Here is a 16,865-nt window from a genome sequence, read left to right as displayed (position 1 = left end):
TGGCCTCTACCGCTTGCGCTCGGGGCCGCAGACCGTGCCCTTTTCGACCATCGCGTCGATCTCCGCCCTGGAGTAGCCGAACTCGCCCAGCACCTCGGCTGCGTGCTGGCTGAATTTCGGCGGCAGCCGGCGCAGGCTCGGCTTGCTGCGGTCGAGCCGGATCGGGGAGGCGACGCCCTTGTACCAGTCCTTCTCGATGATATCGCCGCGCGCGATCGTGTGCGGATTGGTCAGAGCCTGGTCGATCTTCTGCACGGGCCCCGCGGGCAGGCCCGCGGCGAGCAGGCGATTGCACAGCGGCTCGGCCTCGTGCTGGCGGAACACGGCAGCAAGCTCGGCGCGCAGCGCCTCGCGGTTGGCGATGCGGTCCTTGTTGCGGGCAAAGCGCGGATCGGTGCCCAGCTCGGGCTTGCCGATCTCCTTGGCGAGCTTGCGGAAGGTGCCGTCATTGCCGACGCCGATGAAGATGTTGTCGGTTTTCGTCGGGAAGATCGCGTAAGGCACGAGGTTCGGGTGCTCGTTGCCGGTGAGCGAGGGCGGCTTGCCATGCATGAAATAATTCGCGGTGTGCGGATGCATTATGGCAAGGCCGGTCTCGTACAGCGTGGTCTCGAGGAATTGGCCCTGGCCCGAACGCTGCCGCTCCGACAGCGCCATCAGGATGCCGATCGCCGCATAAAGGCCGGTGGTGATGTCGACCAAGGGCACGCCGATCCGCATCGGCCCGCTCTCGGGCGAGCCGGTCGCGGCGATCATGCCGGTCATGGCCTGGATGATGGCGTCATAGCCGGGATTGCCGCCGCGCGGACCGTCGGCGCCGAAGCCGCAGATCCGGCAATGCACGAGACGCGGGAATTTCCTACTGAGGACGTCGTTGCCGATGCCCCATTTCTCCAGCGTGCCCGGCTTGAAATTCTCGATCAGGACGTCGGCCGTCTCCAGCATCTTGAGCAGCACGATGCGGCCGCCCTCGGAGGCGAGGTCGAGGCCGATCGAGCGCTTGTTGCGGTTGATGCCGACGAAATAAGCCGCGTCCTCCTCGTGGAAAGGAGGGCCCCATTCGCGCACCTCGTCGCCGGCGGGCGGCTCGACCTTGATCACGTCGGCGCCATGGTCGGCGAGGATCTGGGTGCAATAGGGACCGCCGAGCACGCGCGTGAGATCGATGACGCGCAGTCCGCTCATGGCACCTGTGGCGGCTTCAGAACTCATTGCCTTCGCTTCCCCTGTGTCGACCTTTGGTCACAGGCCTAGCGAGGTTTGTTTGCGCCAGCAATGGGCCCTCGCGTAGGGCCGTATGCGCCGCCGCGCGTCAGTCCCGCGGCGTGGCAAATCAACGCAAGTGGCCGGCCCGAGGGGGATCTCGGGCCGGCCAATCCGCCGTTCCGATCAGACGACCGTCAGGCGAACGTCGACATTGCCGCGCGTGGCGTTGGAATAGGGGCACACCTGGTGGGCCTTTTCGACCAGCGCTTCGGCCTCCGCGCGGGCGAGGCCCGGCAGCGAGACCGCGAGGTCGATATCGAGGCCGAAGCCGCCCTCGGAGCGCGGGCCGATACCGACGGTCGAGGTGACGGAGGCGTCGGCGGGAACCTTCGGGCCGCCCTGCGAGGCCACGAACTTCATCGCGCCGATGAAGCAGGCGGCATAGCCGGCCGCAAACAGCTGCTCGGGATTGTTGCCGGCGCCGCCGCCGCCGCCGAGCTCCTTCGGCGTGGTGAGCTTGACGTCGAGGGCGCCGTCGAGGGTCGCAGCATGGCCGTCGCGGCCGCCGGTGGCCTTGGCGCTGGTCTTGTAGAGGACGTTCACGGACATTGTCGTCTCCCTGGGGTCTTGGGGTGGGGGTGCGATCTATATCGCAGACGATTAGATTGTGCGCAATTGAAATTTTGCCGTCTCACATTTAATTGTTCGCAATTGAATGTGCCGGCGCGCGGCGCCAGAATGAGACAAGTCCCAAAGAGATTCCCATGCCCCGAAAATCATCGGCAGCGGACGCGCCGCTGCGGCTCGACAACCAGATCTGCTTCGCGGTCTATTCGGCCGCGCATGCCTTCAACCGCGTCTACAAGCCGCTGCTGGATCGGCTCGGCCTGACCTATCCGCAATATCTGGTGATGCTGGTGCTGTGGGAGCACGACGACGTGCCGGTCAAGGACATCGGCGAGCGGCTGTTCCTGGATTCGGGCACCCTGACCCCGCTGCTGAAACGGCTGGAAGCGGCGCATCTCGTGAAGCGCACCCGCTCCAGCGAGGACGAGCGCCAGGTCCTGATCGCGCTGACGGCGCAAGGCCATGCCCTGAAGGAGAAGGCGCGTGCCGTGCCGCAATCGATCCTGGCGGCGTCGGATTGCTCGGTGTCGGAGCTGGTGGCGATGAAGGACGAGATCGTGGCGCTCAGGGATCGGCTGAATGCGGTGATCGGGGAGTAGCGTTTCGCCAGAGCCGGCTTTGCCCTTCGAAGCGAGCGAAGGCTGGTGGAGCCAGGCGGGATCGAACCGCCGACCTCTTGCATGCCATGCAAGCGCTCTCCCAGCTGAGCTATGGCCCCTTAGTCCTTAACGGGGTGAAATCTGGTGGATCACCCCAACCGGCGAGTCCTGGCGACTCGCGCGGTGCACCCTTTTTCACAGATCAGGACTGATCTCAAGTCTCTTCATCACCTCCGACATCACCAATGATGTCGGTAACGTCCTCATCGCCCTCTTCTTCGTCGGCAATGAAGGTCGAATCATCGTCATCGTCGTCGTCGAGGGTCTCGTCGACCTCGATATCGTCCTCGGATTCGGGCACCACGGCCTTGACCTTGCCGGTGTTCTCCTCGGCGTCGGCCTCCTCGAGCGAGACCTCTTCGACCTCAGCCGGCTCGGGCGCAGCATCCGCTGTCGCCGCGTGCCGGGCTTCGGCGCCACGGGGCATACGCGCCGGCGCCACGGGGGCGATCGGCACGACTTCGCCGGTATAGGGCGAGATCACCGGATTCTTGTTGAGGTCATAGAACTTCTTGCCCGTGGTCGGGCAAATACGTTTGGTTCCGAGTTCGGACTTGGCCACGGCAGGAATCCTGGGAATGTCTGAAAAGCGGTGTTTCACTTGGCTAGTTGGCGGCCCGCTGTCAATAGCGCATTACAGGAGAACGACATGCCCGTGACGAGGCGCGGACCATGTGGTACCTGCGCCGCAGTCCCCTCAGGGCTCATCCAAGGACACAATCTTGACTCATTCCGACCAACCGAGGCCGCTTCAGTCTCGCGCCAGCGGTCCCCTGACCGGGAAAGTACGGGTGCCCGGCGACAAGTCGATCTCCCACCGCGCGCTGATCCTGGGCGCGCTCGCGGTCGGCGAGACCAGGATATCGGGCCTGCTCGAGGGTGAGGACGTCCTCAACACCGCCAAATCCATGCAGGCGCTGGGCGCCAGGGTCGAGCGCACCGGGGATTTTGCCTGGAAGGTCAACGGCGTGGGCGTCGCGGGCTTCGCCGCGCCCAACGCCCCCCTTGATTTCGGCAACTCCGGCACCGGTTGCCGGCTGGTGATGGGCGCCGTCGCCGGCTGCCCGATCTCGGCGGTGTTCGACGGCGATGCCTCGCTGCGCAGCCGGCCCATGCGCCGGATCCTCGATCCCCTGGAAAAGATGGGCGCGAAGGTCATCTCCGGTGGCGAGGGCGGCCGCCTGCCCCTGACCCTTCAGGGCGCGCGCGATCCGCTGCCGATCACCTACACGACCCCAGTCGCCTCGGCCCAGATCAAGTCGGCGGTGCTGCTGGCGGGCCTTGCCGCACCGGGCACCACGACCGTGATCGAGAGCGAGGCCAGCCGCGACCACACCGAGCTGATGCTCAAGCATTTTGGCGCCGACATCACCTCGGCGCAGGAAGGCCAGCACGGCCGCCGCATCACGCTCAAGGGCCAGCCCGAGCTGCATGGCGCCACCGTCGTGGTGCCCGCCGATCCGTCCTCGGCGGCCTTTCCGGTCGTCGCAGCGCTGATCGTCGAGGGCTCGGATGTCGTCCTGTCCGATGTCATGACCAACCCGCTGCGCACCGGCCTTTTCACGACGCTGCGCGAAATGGGCGCCTCGATCGAGGAAAGCGAGGTCCGTCGTGACGCCGGCGAGCCGATGGCGCAATTGCGCGTGCGCGCCTCGAAACTGCGCGGGGTCGAGGTGCCGCCCGAACGCGCGCCATCGATGATCGACGAATATCTGGTGCTGGCCGTGGCGGCATCCTTCGCCGAAGGCACGACGATCATGCGCGGCCTCCAGGAGCTGCGCGTCAAGGAATCCGACCGGCTGGAGGCCACCGCCGCCATGCTGCGCGTCAACGGCGTGACGGTCACCATTTCCGGCGACGATCTCATCGTCGAGGGGCGCGGCCACGTTCCCGGCGGCGGCACCGTCGCCACCCACATGGACCATCGCATCGCGATGTCGGCGCTGGTGATGGGCTGCGCCTCCGATCAGCCCGTGACCGTCGACGACACAGCCTTCATCGCCACGAGTTTCCCGGACTTCATTCCGATGATGCGTTCCTTAGGGGCCGAGTTTTCATGATCATCGCCATCGACGGGCCCGCGGCCTCGGGCAAGGGGACGCTCGGCAAGCGTCTTGCCCACCATTACGGCTATCGTCATCTCGATACCGGCGTGATCTACCGCGCGGTGGCCTATGCCCTGATGCAATCAGGTCATGATCTCCGGGACGAGGCGGCCGCGGTGCAGGCCGCCCTGGAGCTCGATCCCGAAAAGTTCGGCAATCCTGCCCTGAAGACCCAGAAGGCCGGCGAGGGCGCCTCGATCGTCTCGGCGATCCCCAGGGTTCGCGAGGTCCTGGTCAATTTCCAGCGGCAATTCGCCGCCGATCCGCCCGGCGCCGTGCTTGATGGCCGGGACATTGGAACCGTGATCTGCCCCGATGCCGACGTGAAGATCTTCGTCGTTGCCGACCCCAAGGTCCGCGCCCGCCGCCGGACCATGGAAGCCAAAGCGAGGGGCGAGGAGGCCGACGAGGCCGCCGTGCTCGCCGATATCATCCAGCGCGACGAACGCGACAAGAACCGGCCGATTGCGCCTTTAAAGCCCGCCCCGGATGCTTACTTGCTAGATAACTCCCAACTGGATATAGAGGGCGGCGTCCGGGCCGCCATCGACATTATCGAGGCCGTCCGAGCGGGCCGGTCGCGGGGTTAAGCCGCCGCCGTCATTGGAGGAAGTGCCCGCTCCCGCTCTTTGAGGTCGATACGTCAGGTCCCTGTTTCGGGACCGGCGCGATCCAGGCTCCGGACACAAGATTTCCACGTATCGAACGCGCGGGCCTCAGCCGGCCCGCTTCCGCCGTTCCGGTGTCAAGCCGGGGCTGCGAGCGGTCGCTCGAAGGTTCTGCGGACCTTCCGACACTGCGCGTGCGATGCGCCCATGAACCCAACGGCCGGCACGACATCCGCAACTGGAGAACAAATGGCTTCGACTTCTGCTGATACCTATAGCCCGTCGCGCGACGATTTCGCCGCGATGCTCGACGAGTCCTTCGCAGGCGGCAACCTGCAGGAAAGCTCCGTCGTCAAGGGCAAGGTGGTTGCAATTGAAAAGGACATGGCCGTCATCGACGTCGGCCTGAAGACCGAGGGCCGCGTCGCCCTGCGCGAATTTTCCGGCCCCGGCCGTGACAGTGAACTGAAGGTCGGCGACGAGGTTGAAGTGTTCCTCGACCGCATCGAGAACGCCCTCGGCGAAGCCGTGCTGTCGCGCGACAAGGCGCGCCGCGAAGAGAGCTGGGGCAAGCTCGAGAAGGCGTTCCAGAACAACGAGAAGGTCAACGGCGTCATCTTCAACCAGGTCAAGGGCGGCTTCACCGTCGACCTCGACGGTGCCGTGGCCTTCCTGCCGCGCTCGCAGGTCGACATCCGTCCGATCCGCGACGTCGCGCCGCTGATGAACAACTCGCAGCCGTTCCAGATCCTCAAGATGGACCGCCGCCGCGGCAACATCGTGGTGTCCCGCCGCACGGTTCTCGAAGAGACCCGCGCCGAGCAGCGCCAGGAACTGGTGCAGAACCTCGAAGAGGGTCAGGTCATCGACGGCGTGGTCAAGAACATCACCGATTACGGTGCGTTCGTTGACCTCGGCGGCATCGACGGCCTGCTGCACGTCACCGACATCGCGTGGCGTCGCGTCAACCACCCGACCGAGGTGCTCTCGATCGGCCAGACCGTGAAGGTCAAGATCATCAAGATCAACCACGAGACGCACCGCATCTCGCTGGGCATGAAGCAGCTGCTCGACGATCCGTGGCAGGGCATCGAGGCGAAGTACCCGCTGCAGGCTCGCTTCACCGGCCGCGTCACCAACATCACCGACTACGGTGCGTTCGTCGAGCTCGAGCCGGGCATCGAAGGCCTGATCCACGTCTCCGAGATGTCGTGGACCAAGAAGAACATGCACCCCGGCAAGATCGTTTCGACCTCGCAGGAAGTCGAAGTGCAGGTGCTGGAAGTCGATTCCGTCAAGCGCCGCATCTCGCTCGGCCTCAAGCAGACCATGCGCAATCCGTGGGAGGTCTTCGTCGAAGGTCACCCGACCGGTTCGGTGGTCGAGGGCGAAGTCAAGAACAAGACCGAGTTCGGTCTGTTCCTGGGCCTCGAGGGCGACGTCGACGGCATGGTCCATCTCTCCGACCTCGACTGGAAGCTTCCGGGCGAGCAGGTGATCGACAACTACAAGAAGGGCGACATGGTGAAGGCCGTGGTGCTCGATGTGGACGTCGAGAAGGAGCGCATCTCGCTCGGCATCAAGCAGCTCGAAGGCGACCCCTTCGCCGAGCCGGGCGATGTCAAGAAGGGCGCGGTCGTGACCTGCGAAGTGCTCGAAGTGAAGGAAAGCGGTATCGAGGTGAAGATCACCGGGACCGACTTCTCGACCTTCATCAAGCGCTCCGAGCTTGCCCGTGACCGCAACGATCAGCGCGCCGAACGCTTCGCCGTCGGCGAGAAGGTCGATGCCCGCGTGATCCAGTTCGACAAGAAGGCCCGCAAGGTCCAGGTGTCGATCAAGGCGCTCGAAGTCGCCGAAGAGAAGGAAGCCATCGCGCAGTACGGCTCCTCCGATTCGGGTGCGACGCTCGGCGACATCCTGGGCACCGCGCTCAAGAACCGCGACAGCAAGTAAGCGAAACGCAGCTTTCGCTGACATCGAAGCCCCGGCGCAAGCCGGGGCTTTTTTGTTGGCCTTGTTGCCCGTAGCCCGGATGGAGCGAAGCGTAATCCGGGAAGGTCTTTCGGCGCGGTGACGGCCCCGGATTACGCTTGCGCTCCATCCGGGCTACGCAGCTACCACTCACAGCCTTGTTTTCTTCAAATTGCGCCGCAATTGATGTATCGAGATAAGCCGTCGGTCATCTCGTGACGGCACAACGCGTCCAGTCTTTCATTTTGGAGATATTCCGATGTCGCTCGATTCGGACATCATCGTCGACCGTCGGCGGATCCGTCGCAAGCTGACGTTCTGGCGCGTCATGGCCGCGCTGATCGCGATCGCGGCGATCGCAAGCGTCGCGTTGATTGCGACACCGGGCGCACGGGGGTCCTTCGCATCCGCCGGCTCGATCGCGCGGGTCCAGATCGAGGGATTGATCCGCAGCGATTCCGATCGCACGCAGGCGCTGGAGCGGCTCGAGAATTCGCAGGCCGCCGCCGTCATCGTTCACATCAATTCGCCGGGCGGCACCACCGCCGGCTCCGAGCAGCTCTACGATTCGCTGGTCCGGCTGAAGGCGAAGAAGCCGCTGGTGGTTGTGGTCGAGGGCCTGGCGGCCTCCGGCGGCTACATCACGGCGATCGCGAGCGATCACATCATCGCCCAGCAGAGCTCGCTGGTCGGCTCGATCGGCGTGCTGTTCCAATATCCCAACGTCTCCGAGCTCTTGAAGACGATCGGCGTCAAGGTCGAGGAGGTGAAGTCGTCGCCTCTGAAGGCCGCACCCAATGGTTTCGAGCCGACCAGTCCCGAGGCGCGCGCCGCCCTCGACGCGCTGGTGAAGGATTCCTACGCCTGGTTCAGGGGACTGGTGAAGGAACGGCGTGGCATGGATGACACGCAGCTCGAGAAAGTGGCCGACGGCCGCGTCTTCACCGGACGCCAGGCGATCGATCTCAAGCTGATCGACCAGATCGGCGACGAGAAGACGGCGGTGACCTGGCTCGTCGAGAACAAGAGCGTCAAGAAGGGTCTGCCGGTACGCAACTACAAGCTCGAGCCGCGATTTGGCGATCTGCCGTTCCTCAAGACGGCGGCCGCCGTCACGCTGGAAGCGCTTGGTTTAGGCTCGATTGCGCATCAAATCGGGCAAACCGGCGTCGCGCAGGCGGTCGATCGGTTTGGAATGGATGGAATGCTGGCTCTGTGGCAACCGGCCACCTCAAACTGAGGGGCCGGGCGAGCTTCCCAAGGTTTTCCCGTCTGGCGGGCATCGGGACAGCCCGCTTTTTCGGCATTTGTCACGCATTTTCACGACGCTCAGCCTTCATTTAGCGTCTTGACAGATCAAGGTATTTTCACGGAAATGGTCATCCGCACGCTTCCGGGTCCTATCTCTCGATGATCAAATCCGAACTTGTTCAGCGTATCGCCGAGCACAACCCGCATCTGTACCAGCGGGATGTCGAGAACATTGTGAATGCGATTCTCGAAGAGATCGTAGCGGCCCTCGCACGCGGTGACCGCGTCGAGCTGCGCGGCTTCGGTGCCTTCTCGGTCAAGCACCGCCCTGCACGCGCAGGGCGCAATCCGCGGACTGGCGCGCATGTGCCCGTCGATCAGAAGAGCGTTCCGTTCTTCAAGACCGGCAAGGAAATGCGCGAGCGGCTGAACCGCGATCATCCGGATCCGGGCGCCCCAGACTGAGCTGGCATGGGGATTTGTCTTGCGGTCGTGCATGCGGCCGCAAGCTTGATTCAAGGCGAGCAAAGCGAGATGCGAAAGTTCCTGACCGCGCTGATCGTGATTCCGCTGGGCCTGATCCTGGTGACCTTCGCCGTCGCCAACCGGCATTTCGTCACGGTCTCGTTCGATCCCTTCATTGCGAACGACCCGTCCTTGTCGGTCACCTTGCCGCTGTTCCTGCTGCTGATCCTGGTGGCGGCTATCGGCGTCTTCGTCGGCGGCTGCGCCGTCTGGTTCGGCCAGCGGCACTGGCGGCGCTCCGCGCGCCGGCATGAGGCGGATGCCCGGGCCGCCAAGGGCGAACTGGCCGATCTGCGGGCCCAGGCGGCTGCAGCAAGGCCACAGCCCCAGCGCCTTCCCGTTCCCTCCGGGGTCGGGCTTTACGGGCCCATCGGGCGAGACAAGCAGCGCGCGACGTTGTAGAAGCGGCCGCAACCGAAAGCCCCCGTTTTCCGGCCGCGGACCCGCGGCCTCCATTCGCATTGAGACCATGTCCCTGCTCGTCAAGATCTGCGGCCTGTCCACGCCCGAGACGCTTCAAACGGCGCTCGAGGCGGGTGCGGATATGGTGGGGTTCGTGTTCTTTCCGCCGTCGCCGCGCCACCTGTCCCTGGAGCTCGGCCGGGACCTCGGCCGCCAGGTGAGGGGGCGCGCGCTCAAGGTGGCGCTCACCGTCGATGCCGACGATGCCACGTTCGACAACATCATGGACGCGCTGTCGCCGGACATCTTCCAGCTCCACGGCAAGGAAAGCGTCGCGCGGCTGCGCGACATCAAGCAGCGGTTCGCCCGCCCGGTGATGAAAGTGGTGCCGGTCGAGGTGGCTGCGGATCTTGCCGTGCTGCCTGGCTACGCGGCGGTTGCCGACCGCATCCTGTTCGACGCGCGAGCGCCGAAAGACGCGACGCGGCCCGGCGGCCTCGGTATGCCCTTCGACTGGCGCCTGCTCGGAAACCTTGAGCTCAAGCTGCCGTATATGGTTTCGGGCGGTCTGCATGCGGGGAACGTCGCCGAAGCCCTGCGCGTCACTCGCGCTGGTGGCGTCGATGTTTCCTCCGGTGTCGAGAGCGCTCCCGGCGTGAAGGACCCGGAGATGATCAAAGCCTTCATTCGCGCCGCGCGCGCCAGCCAAGAGTTGAGTGTTCGATGAACGTCGCCAAACCCAATTCCTACCGCAGCGGCCCCGACGATCGCGGCCATTTCGGCATTTTCGGCGGACGCTTCGTCGCCGAAACCCTGATGCCGCTGATCCTCGACCTGGAGAAGGCCTACACAGCGGCCAAGGCCGATCCGGCGTTCCAGGCCGAGATGAACGGCTATCTCAAGAACTATGTCGGCCGGCCCTCGCCGCTGTATTTCGCCGAACGCCTGACCGAGCATCTCGGCGGCGCAAAGATCTACCTGAAGCGCGAAGAGCTGAACCACACTGGCTCGCACAAGGTGAACAACGTGCTCGGCCAGATCATGCTGGCGCGGCGCATGGGCAAGAAGCGCATCATTGCCGAGACCGGCGCGGGCCAGCACGGTGTCGCCACCGCGACGCTGTGTGCGCGCTTCGGCCTGGAATGCGTGGTCTATATGGGCGCGGTCGACGTCGAGCGGCAGCAGCCCAACGTCATTCGCATGGAGATGCTGGGCGCGACGGTGGTCCCGGTGCAGTCGGGCACGCGCACGCTGAAGGACGCCATGAACGAGGCGCTGCGCGATTGGGTCACCAACGTGCACAATACTTTCTACTGCATCGGCACGGTGGCGGGCCCGCATCCCTATCCGATGCTGGTGCGCGACTTCCAGTCGATCATCGGCAACGAGACCAAGGCGCAGATGCAGGAGATCGAGGGCCGCCTGCCGGATTCGCTGGTTGCCTGCATCGGCGGCGGCTCCAACGCGATGGGCCTGTTCCATCCGTTCCTCGACGATCCCTCCGTGGAAATCTTTGGCGTCGAGGCCGCAGGCCACGGCCTGACGCAACTGCACGCGGCCTCGATCGCGGGCGGCCGTCCCGGCGTGCTCCACGGCAACCGCACTTATCTCCTGATGGACGCCGACGGGCAGATCCAGGACGCCCATTCGATCTCGGCCGGCCTCGACTATCCCGGCATCGGGCCCGAGCATTCCTGGCTGCACGAGGTCGGCCGCGTCAACTATCTCTCGGCGACCGATGACGAGGCGCTCGCCGCGTTCCAGCTGCTGTCGAAGCTCGAGGGCATCATTCCCGCGCTTGAGCCCGCGCACGCCATCGCCAAGGTGATGGAGCTGGCACCGAAGCGGCCGAAAGACCACCTGATGGTCGTCAATCTCTCCGGCCGCGGCGACAAGGACGTCCCGCAGGTCGGCGACATCCTGAGGGGCAAGAAGTGACCACGCGTATCGACACCCGTTTTGCCGAGCTGAAGAAGCAGGGCCGCGCGGCCTTCGTTACCTATGTGATGGCCGGCGACCCTGATCCGACGACGTCGCTCGAGATCGTCAAGGCGCTCTCGAAATCAGGCGCCGACGTCATCGAACTCGGCATTCCCTTCACCGATCCGATGGCGGATGGTCCCTCGATTCAGGCTGCAGGTCTGCGCGCGCTCAAGGTTGGCATGACCTTGAAGAAGACGCTGGAATTGGTGCGCGACTTCCGCAGGGACGACAATGTCACGCCGCTGGTGCTGATGGGTTATTACAATCCGATCTACATTTACGGCGTCGACAAGTTCCTGGCCGATGCCAAGACGGTCGGTGTCGACGGCCTCATCATCGTCGATCTGCCGCCGGAGGAAGACGACGAGCTCTGCATTCCCGCGCTGAAGGCCGGCCTGAACTTCATTCGCCTGGCGACTCCGACCACCGACGACAAGCGTCTGCCCGCGGTGCTCGCGAACACGTCTGGCTTTGTCTATTACGTCTCGATCGCCGGCATCACCGGTGCAGCGGCGGCGGACGCCAATGTCGTCGGTGACGCTGTCGCGCGCATCAAGCGGCATACCAAGCTGCCGATATGCGTCGGTTTCGGCATCCGCACGCCGGAGGCGGCACGCGCCATTGCCGAAAAGGCCGATGGCTCGGTGGTCGGCACCGCGCTGGTGGATGCGCTCAAGAACAGCCTCGATGCGGAAGGGCGCGCGACGGCCAAGACCGTTAACGCCGTCGCCGAGTTGACCGCAGCCCTGGCCCAGGGCGTCAAGGGCGCGCAACAGGCGGCCGAATAGGCCCGAGACGACGGCTTGCCGGGGCTAGGTCCGGCGGCCATATATCCCTTCAGGCGAACCCCAGCGGGGGCTCGCACATCGGAGCAAACCATGAACTGGCTTACCAATGTGGTCCGGCCGAAAATCCGCAACATGCTGCGGCGGGAAACCCCGGAGAATCTGTGGATCAAGTGCCCGGATTCCGGACAGCTCGTGTTCTACAAGGACGTCGAGGCCAACCAGTTCGTCATCCCCGGCTCGAACTACCACATGCGCATGGGCGCGGTGGCGCGCTTGAAGTCGATCTTCGACAACGAGACCTGGTACGACGTGGCGCTGCCCGACGTGACGCCCGACCCGCTCAAGTTCCGCGACGAGAAGAAATACGTCGACCGCATCAAGGATGCCCGCGCGCGAACCAACCTCAATGACGCGATCAAGGTCGGCTACGGCAAGCTCGAAGGCGCCGCCGTCGTCGTCGCCGTGCAGGATTTCGACTTCATGGGCGGCTCGCTCGGCATGGCCGCAGGCGAAGCCATCGTGCGCGGGCTTGAGCTCGCGGTCGAGAAGAAGTCTCCGTTCATCGTGTTCGCCGCCTCCGGCGGTGCGCGCATGCAGGAAGGCATCCTGTCGCTGATGCAGATGCCGCGGACCACGGTCGCGGTGCAGATGCTGCGCGAGGCCAAGCTGCCCTACATCGTCGTGCTGACCAATCCGACCACCGGCGGCGTCACGGCGTCCTACGCGATGCTGGGCGACGTGCAGATCGCCGAGCCCGGCGCGCTCATCGGTTTTGCCGGCGCGCGCGTGATCGAGCAGACCATCCGCGAGAAGCTGCCCGAAGGCTTCCAGCGCGCCGAGTATCTCAAGGAGCACGGCATGGTCGACATGGTCGTGCATCGTCATGAGTTGCGCCCGACCCTGGCGCGGCTCTGCCGCCTGCTGACCAAGGCGCCGGCGCAGGAAGGCGTATCGAAGCCGACGCAGGCCGTCACGAGCCCGGCACAGATCGTATCGGCCGCTGAGACGGCGCCGGCTGCGCCCCACGCGTGAACGCGTCCCCTGACAGCACGAAGACGCCGCTCGGCGAGTTGATCGGGCGGCTGTCGGCCCTGCATCAGAAGCGCATCGATCTCGGCCTCGAGCGGATGCACCGCCTGCTCGCGCGGCTCGGCCATCCCGAACGCAAGCTGCCGCCGGTGATCCACATCGCCGGCACCAACGGCAAGGGCTCGACGCTGGCTTATCTGCGCGCGACGCTGGAGGCCGCAGGCTTGCGCGTCCACGCCTATACCTCGCCCTACCTCGTCCGCATCAACGAATGCTTCCGGCTCGGCCGCGCCGGCGGCGGCGTGCTGGTCGGTGACGACGAACTACGCGCGGCGCTGGAAGAGGTCGAGCGCGTCAATGCGGGCGAGGCCGCGACCTTGTTCGAGCTGAAGACGGCAGCCGCCTTTCATCTGTTCGCGCAGAATCCGGCTGACGTCGTGTTGCTCGAAGTCGGCCTCGGCGGCCGGCTCGACTCGACCAATGTGGTCGATACTCCTGCGGCCTGCGTGATCACCCCCGTCAGCATGGACCACATGGATTTCCTCGGGGACACCCTGACATCGATTGCCGGCGAGAAGGCGGCGATCATCAAGCGCGGCGTGCCCGTGATCTCTGCGGAGCAATCGCCGGACGCCATGGCGGTGATCGAGGCGCAGGCGAGGCGCATGCGTGCGCCGCTGTTTGCCGCGAACGAGAACTGGCACGTCAATGTCGAGCGCGGACGTCTGGTCTATTCCGACGATCGTGGCCTGATGGATCTGCCGGCACCGCGCCTGTTCGGCCGCCATCAGTTCGACAATGCCGGGCTCGCGATCGCGACACTGCGTGCGGTTCCGGATTTCAAGATCAATCAGGCCGCCTTCGAGGCCGGCATCGTGGGTGCCGAATGGCCGGCGCGGATGCAGCGCATCACCTCGGGCGAGCTGTTGTCCTGGGGTCCGCAGGGCTCGGAGATCTGGCTCGACGGCGGGCACAATGCCGAAGGCGGGCGTGTCGCGGCCGCGGCGCTGGGCGACCTCGAAGAGCGAGTGTCGCGGCCGCTGGTGGTCGTTGCGGGCATGATGGCCAACAAGGACGCGCAAGGCTTCCTTGCCAATTTCGCCGGCCTCACCCGCCACATCATCGCGGTGCCGATCCCCGACACCGAGAACGCGATGCCGGCCGACCGCCTCGCCGATGCCGCGCGCAGCCTCGGCATGCGCGTGGAGCCCGCGCCCGACGTCGAGGCCGCGCTGCGGGCCCTCTCGAAGCTCGCTTATGAGGTGCCGCCGCGCATCCTGATCACGGGCTCGCTGTATCTGGCCGGTCACGTGCTGGCGATCAACGGCACGCCTCCTGCATGAGGTTGCGTGTCGCGGACGGGCGAAGCGCGAGCCGGGACTCGGAATACCGCACCATGGGCCCCGGCTCAGCAGCGCGCCACTGCGTGATGCGCCGCGTCCGGGGCACGAGAGTAGGGGATCACGACATTGCGCTTTGCGGCCATCGCCGACGTCCACGGAAACCACCTCGCGCTGGAGGCGGTGCTCGCCGACATCCGCGCGCTTGGCGTCACCGACATCGTCAATCTCGGCGACATGCTGAGCGGCCCGCTCGATGCCCGCCGCACGATCGAAATGCTGATGCCGCTCGACGCCGTGCACGTGCTCGGCAATCACGACCGCTATCTGCTCGACCGTCCGCCTGAGAAGATGGGCTCGTGGGACCGTCCCGCCCATGACGCGCTGAATGCCGCGCAACTCGACTGGCTGCGTGCGCAGCCGATGACGCTTGTATTTCGCGATCAGGTGTTTCTCTGTCATGCGACCCCCGGCAATGACGAGATCTATTGGCTCGACATTGTGCATCCCGACGGCGCGGTGGCGCTGTCGCCGCTGGACCGGATCGAGCAATTCGCGCATGGCGTCACGCAACCGCTGATCCTCTGCGCCCACACCCATCTCGCCCGTGCCGTGGGGCTGCGCGACGGCCGGCTGATCGTCAATCCCGGCAGCGTCGGTTGCCCCGGTTTTCGCGACAAGCATCCGTATCCGCATGTCGTCGAAGCCGGCACGCCGCACGCGCGCTATGCGATCCTCGAACTCGCTGGCGATGCGTGGCAGGTGACGTTTCGCCACGTGGCGTATGATCACGAGGCGATGGCCGCGCTGGCGCGCCGCAACAATCAGCCGGAGCTCGCGAATGCACTCGCGACGGGGTGGATCAAGTAGCTGTCCGGACTACGCTCACTTCAGCAGCTTCATCGGATCGGCGACCTTCTGCTTCAGCTGATCGAAGCTGCATTGCCGCGGGGCCTTGTCGGGGCGCCAGCGCAGGATCGAGGTGCCGTGGCGAAAGCGCTCGCCGCTGAAATGGTCGTAGCAGACTTCAATCACCAGCTTCGGCTTGAGCGGACACCACTTTGCTGAGCGCTCGGTCGACCAGCGGCTCGGGCCGCCCGGCGCGTTGCCGGTAAAGCCGGGCTCGCCAATCAGCGCCTCGAGCCGGTCGGTCAGATCGGGCTTCTCGCCCGCCTTGATCGCCGAGGTGAACCCGACATGGTGCAACAGTCCCTTCGCGTCATAGAGCCCGAGCAGCAGCGATCCCACCACCTTGCGGCCAGCGATCTTGTTGGTGGCATAGCGAAAGCCGCCGACCACGCAATCGGCGCTGCGAAATTTCTTGATCTTCTGCATGCCGTCGCGATTTCCGGCCTGATAGGGCAGGTCGATCCGCTTGGCGATGACGCCGTCTGAGCCGCCGCCGGATTGCGCCAGCCACTTTTTGGCCGTGGCATAGCTGGTCGTGGACGGCGAGAGACGAAAGATGCCGCCTTTCAGACTGGCTTTCGCAAATGCTTCCAGCACCGGCCGCCGTTCGCTCAGCATCTTTTTGGCAAGCTGCTCGTCTCTGGCGGTCGCGAGCAGATCGAAGGCGAGATAGAGCGCCGGGGTTTCTTCCGAGAGCTTCTTCACGCGGCTTGCGGCGGGATGGATCCGTTGCAGCAGCGCGTCGAAGGAAAAACCCTTGCCGTGCGGCACGACGAGCTCGCCGTCGAGCGTGAAACGATCCGCTTTGAGCTTCAGGGCAGCGGCCACCACTTCCGGAAAATAGCGCGCGAGGTCCTCACCTGACTTCGAGCGCAGATCGACCTGGCTGCCGTCGCGCGAGAGGAGACAGCGAAAGCCATCCCATTTCGGCTCGTACTGCCACTCCTTGCCGCGCGGGATCTCGTCGACCGAGCGTGCCTCCATCGCGACGAGCGAGGTCGATCTTCGGGCGCGCTTTCGGGGAGGGGCTGGCAAGGGCGAGCCTCGTCATACGCTGAACACGTCCCGTCAACGCAGAACGGCCGGCTTTCGCCGGCCGTTGTCGAAAATAATCTTGCGCGAAACTGATCAGACCGCGGAGGTGATCCACTGCTGCAGCTTCGCCTTCGGCGCGGCGCCGACCTGGCGGGAGGCCATCTCGCCGCCCTTGAAGATCATCAGGGTGGGGATCGACATCACGCCGTATTTCGAGGCGGTCTTCGGGCTCTCGTCGACGTTGAGCTTCACGATCTTGACCTTGTCGCCCATCGCGCCGGCGATCTCGTCGAGCGCGGGTGCGATCATGCGGCACGGGCCGCACCACTCGGCCCAGAAATCGACGACCACGGGGCCGTTCGCCTTGAGCACTTCGGCTTCGAAATCGGCGTCGGAAACCTTGCTAACGGCCATTGGGAGTACC

At 65.1% G+C, this 16,865-nt stretch carries 18 protein-coding genes and 1 tRNA gene; 13 read left to right on the top strand and 6 right to left on the bottom strand.

Going from position 1 to position 16,865, the window contains the following annotated elements; genetic code table 11:
• Positions 1-6 precede the first annotated feature (6 nt).
• Together RPS27_RS13950 and RPS27_RS13945 are read right to left on the bottom strand one after the other, a co-directional pair.
• Positions 7-1,212 (bottom strand): CaiB/BaiF CoA transferase family protein, encoded by a 1,206-nt coding sequence (locus RPS27_RS13950; RefSeq protein ID WP_249131356.1) that lies wholly within the window; start codon positions 1,210-1,212, stop codon positions 7-9.
• A 177-nt stretch (positions 1,213-1,389) separates the two neighbouring features.
• Positions 1,390-1,815 carry an organic hydroperoxide resistance protein gene (locus RPS27_RS13945; protein ID WP_061023501.1) on the bottom strand — a complete coding sequence of 142 codons (426 nt, stop codon included), beginning with the start codon at positions 1,813-1,815 and terminating at the stop codon, positions 1,390-1,392.
• A 155-nt stretch (positions 1,816-1,970) separates the two neighbouring features.
• Here RPS27_RS13945 and RPS27_RS13940 point away from each other — a divergent pair, with 155 nt between their 5' ends.
• On the top strand, positions 1,971-2,432 hold the full coding sequence (locus RPS27_RS13940; RefSeq protein ID WP_212064868.1) for a MarR family winged helix-turn-helix transcriptional regulator: 462 nt from the start codon (positions 1,971-1,973) through the stop codon (positions 2,430-2,432).
• A 43-nt stretch (positions 2,433-2,475) separates the two neighbouring features.
• On the opposite strand, the gene RPS27_RS13935 is transcribed toward RPS27_RS13940, so the two are convergent.
• A tRNA-Ala gene (locus RPS27_RS13935) sits at positions 2,476-2,551 on the bottom strand.
• 95 nt (positions 2,552-2,646) lie between these two features.
• Entirely contained in the window at positions 2,647-3,054 is a 408-nt protein-coding gene (locus tag RPS27_RS13930; protein ID WP_028133602.1) for a TIGR02300 family protein, read from the bottom strand.
• Positions 3,055-3,214: 160 nt separating this feature from the next.
• Here RPS27_RS13930 and aroA point away from each other — a divergent pair, with 160 nt between their 5' ends.
• The 12 genes from aroA (at position 3,215) to RPS27_RS13870 (ending at position 15,367) form a co-directional block, all read left to right on the top strand.
• A complete protein-coding gene (gene aroA, locus RPS27_RS13925) occupies positions 3,215-4,552 on the top strand; it encodes a 3-phosphoshikimate 1-carboxyvinyltransferase (protein WP_212064869.1) in 1,338 nt (445 codons plus the stop codon).
• Positions 4,549-5,187, top strand: a complete 639-nt coding sequence (gene cmk, locus RPS27_RS13920; RefSeq protein ID WP_211415271.1) for a (d)CMP kinase — start codon at positions 4,549-4,551, stop codon at positions 5,185-5,187. The genes aroA and cmk overlap by 4 nt, the downstream gene beginning before the upstream one ends.
• 267 nt (positions 5,188-5,454) lie before the next feature.
• Positions 5,455-7,161, top strand: coding sequence for a 30S ribosomal protein S1 (gene rpsA, locus RPS27_RS13915; protein ID WP_194405180.1), 1,707 nt, complete (start codon positions 5,455-5,457; stop codon positions 7,159-7,161).
• Positions 7,162-7,438: 277 nt separating this feature from the next.
• Positions 7,439-8,419 (top strand): signal peptide peptidase SppA, encoded by a 981-nt coding sequence (sppA, locus tag RPS27_RS13910; RefSeq protein WP_212064870.1) that lies wholly within the window; start codon positions 7,439-7,441, stop codon positions 8,417-8,419.
• A gap of 170 nt (positions 8,420-8,589) precedes the next feature.
• Positions 8,590-8,895, top strand: a complete 306-nt coding sequence (locus tag RPS27_RS13905; RefSeq protein ID WP_007598410.1) for an integration host factor subunit beta — start codon at positions 8,590-8,592, stop codon at positions 8,893-8,895.
• Positions 8,896-8,964: 69 nt separating this feature from the next.
• Complete coding sequence (locus tag RPS27_RS13900) at positions 8,965-9,357, top strand: lipopolysaccharide assembly protein LapA domain-containing protein (protein ID WP_212064871.1); 393 nt, start codon at positions 8,965-8,967, stop codon at positions 9,355-9,357.
• 67 nt (positions 9,358-9,424) lie between these two features.
• Positions 9,425-10,084, top strand: a complete 660-nt coding sequence (locus RPS27_RS13895; protein WP_212064872.1) for a phosphoribosylanthranilate isomerase — start codon at positions 9,425-9,427, stop codon at positions 10,082-10,084.
• Positions 10,081-11,295 (top strand): tryptophan synthase subunit beta, encoded by a 1,215-nt coding sequence (gene trpB, locus RPS27_RS13890; protein WP_211415276.1) that lies wholly within the window; start codon positions 10,081-10,083, stop codon positions 11,293-11,295. Before RPS27_RS13895 ends, trpB begins: the two co-directional genes overlap by 4 nt.
• Positions 11,292-12,128, top strand: a complete 837-nt coding sequence (gene trpA, locus RPS27_RS13885; RefSeq protein ID WP_212064873.1) for a tryptophan synthase subunit alpha — start codon at positions 11,292-11,294, stop codon at positions 12,126-12,128. The genes trpB and trpA overlap by 4 nt, the downstream gene beginning before the upstream one ends.
• 90 nt (positions 12,129-12,218) lie before the next feature.
• Positions 12,219-13,160, top strand: a complete 942-nt coding sequence (accD, locus tag RPS27_RS13880) for an acetyl-CoA carboxylase, carboxyltransferase subunit beta (protein WP_194405174.1) — start codon at positions 12,219-12,221, stop codon at positions 13,158-13,160.
• Positions 13,157-14,500, top strand: coding sequence for a folylpolyglutamate synthase/dihydrofolate synthase family protein (locus RPS27_RS13875; RefSeq protein WP_212064874.1), 1,344 nt, complete (start codon positions 13,157-13,159; stop codon positions 14,498-14,500). The genes accD and RPS27_RS13875 overlap by 4 nt, the downstream gene beginning before the upstream one ends.
• Before the next feature lie 126 nt (positions 14,501-14,626).
• Entirely contained in the window at positions 14,627-15,367 is a 741-nt protein-coding gene (locus RPS27_RS13870; RefSeq protein WP_212064875.1) for a metallophosphoesterase family protein, read from the top strand.
• 15 nt (positions 15,368-15,382) lie between these two features.
• Here RPS27_RS13870 and RPS27_RS13865 read toward each other — a convergent pair whose 3' ends face one another.
• On the bottom strand, positions 15,383-16,390 hold the full coding sequence (locus RPS27_RS13865) for an ATP-dependent DNA ligase (protein WP_212065221.1): 1,008 nt from the start codon (positions 16,388-16,390) through the stop codon (positions 15,383-15,385).
• A 144-nt stretch (positions 16,391-16,534) separates the two neighbouring features.
• A complete protein-coding gene (gene trxA, locus RPS27_RS13860) occupies positions 16,535-16,855 on the bottom strand; it encodes a thioredoxin (RefSeq protein ID WP_008540017.1) in 321 nt (106 codons plus the stop codon).
• Between the last annotated feature and the right edge of the window lie 10 nt (positions 16,856-16,865).

This window comes from Bradyrhizobium sp. WYCCWR 12699, assembly GCF_032144035.1.
Lineage (GTDB): Bacteria > Pseudomonadota > Alphaproteobacteria > Rhizobiales > Xanthobacteraceae > Bradyrhizobium.
This window is presented reverse-complemented; position numbering and strand designations above follow the sequence as displayed.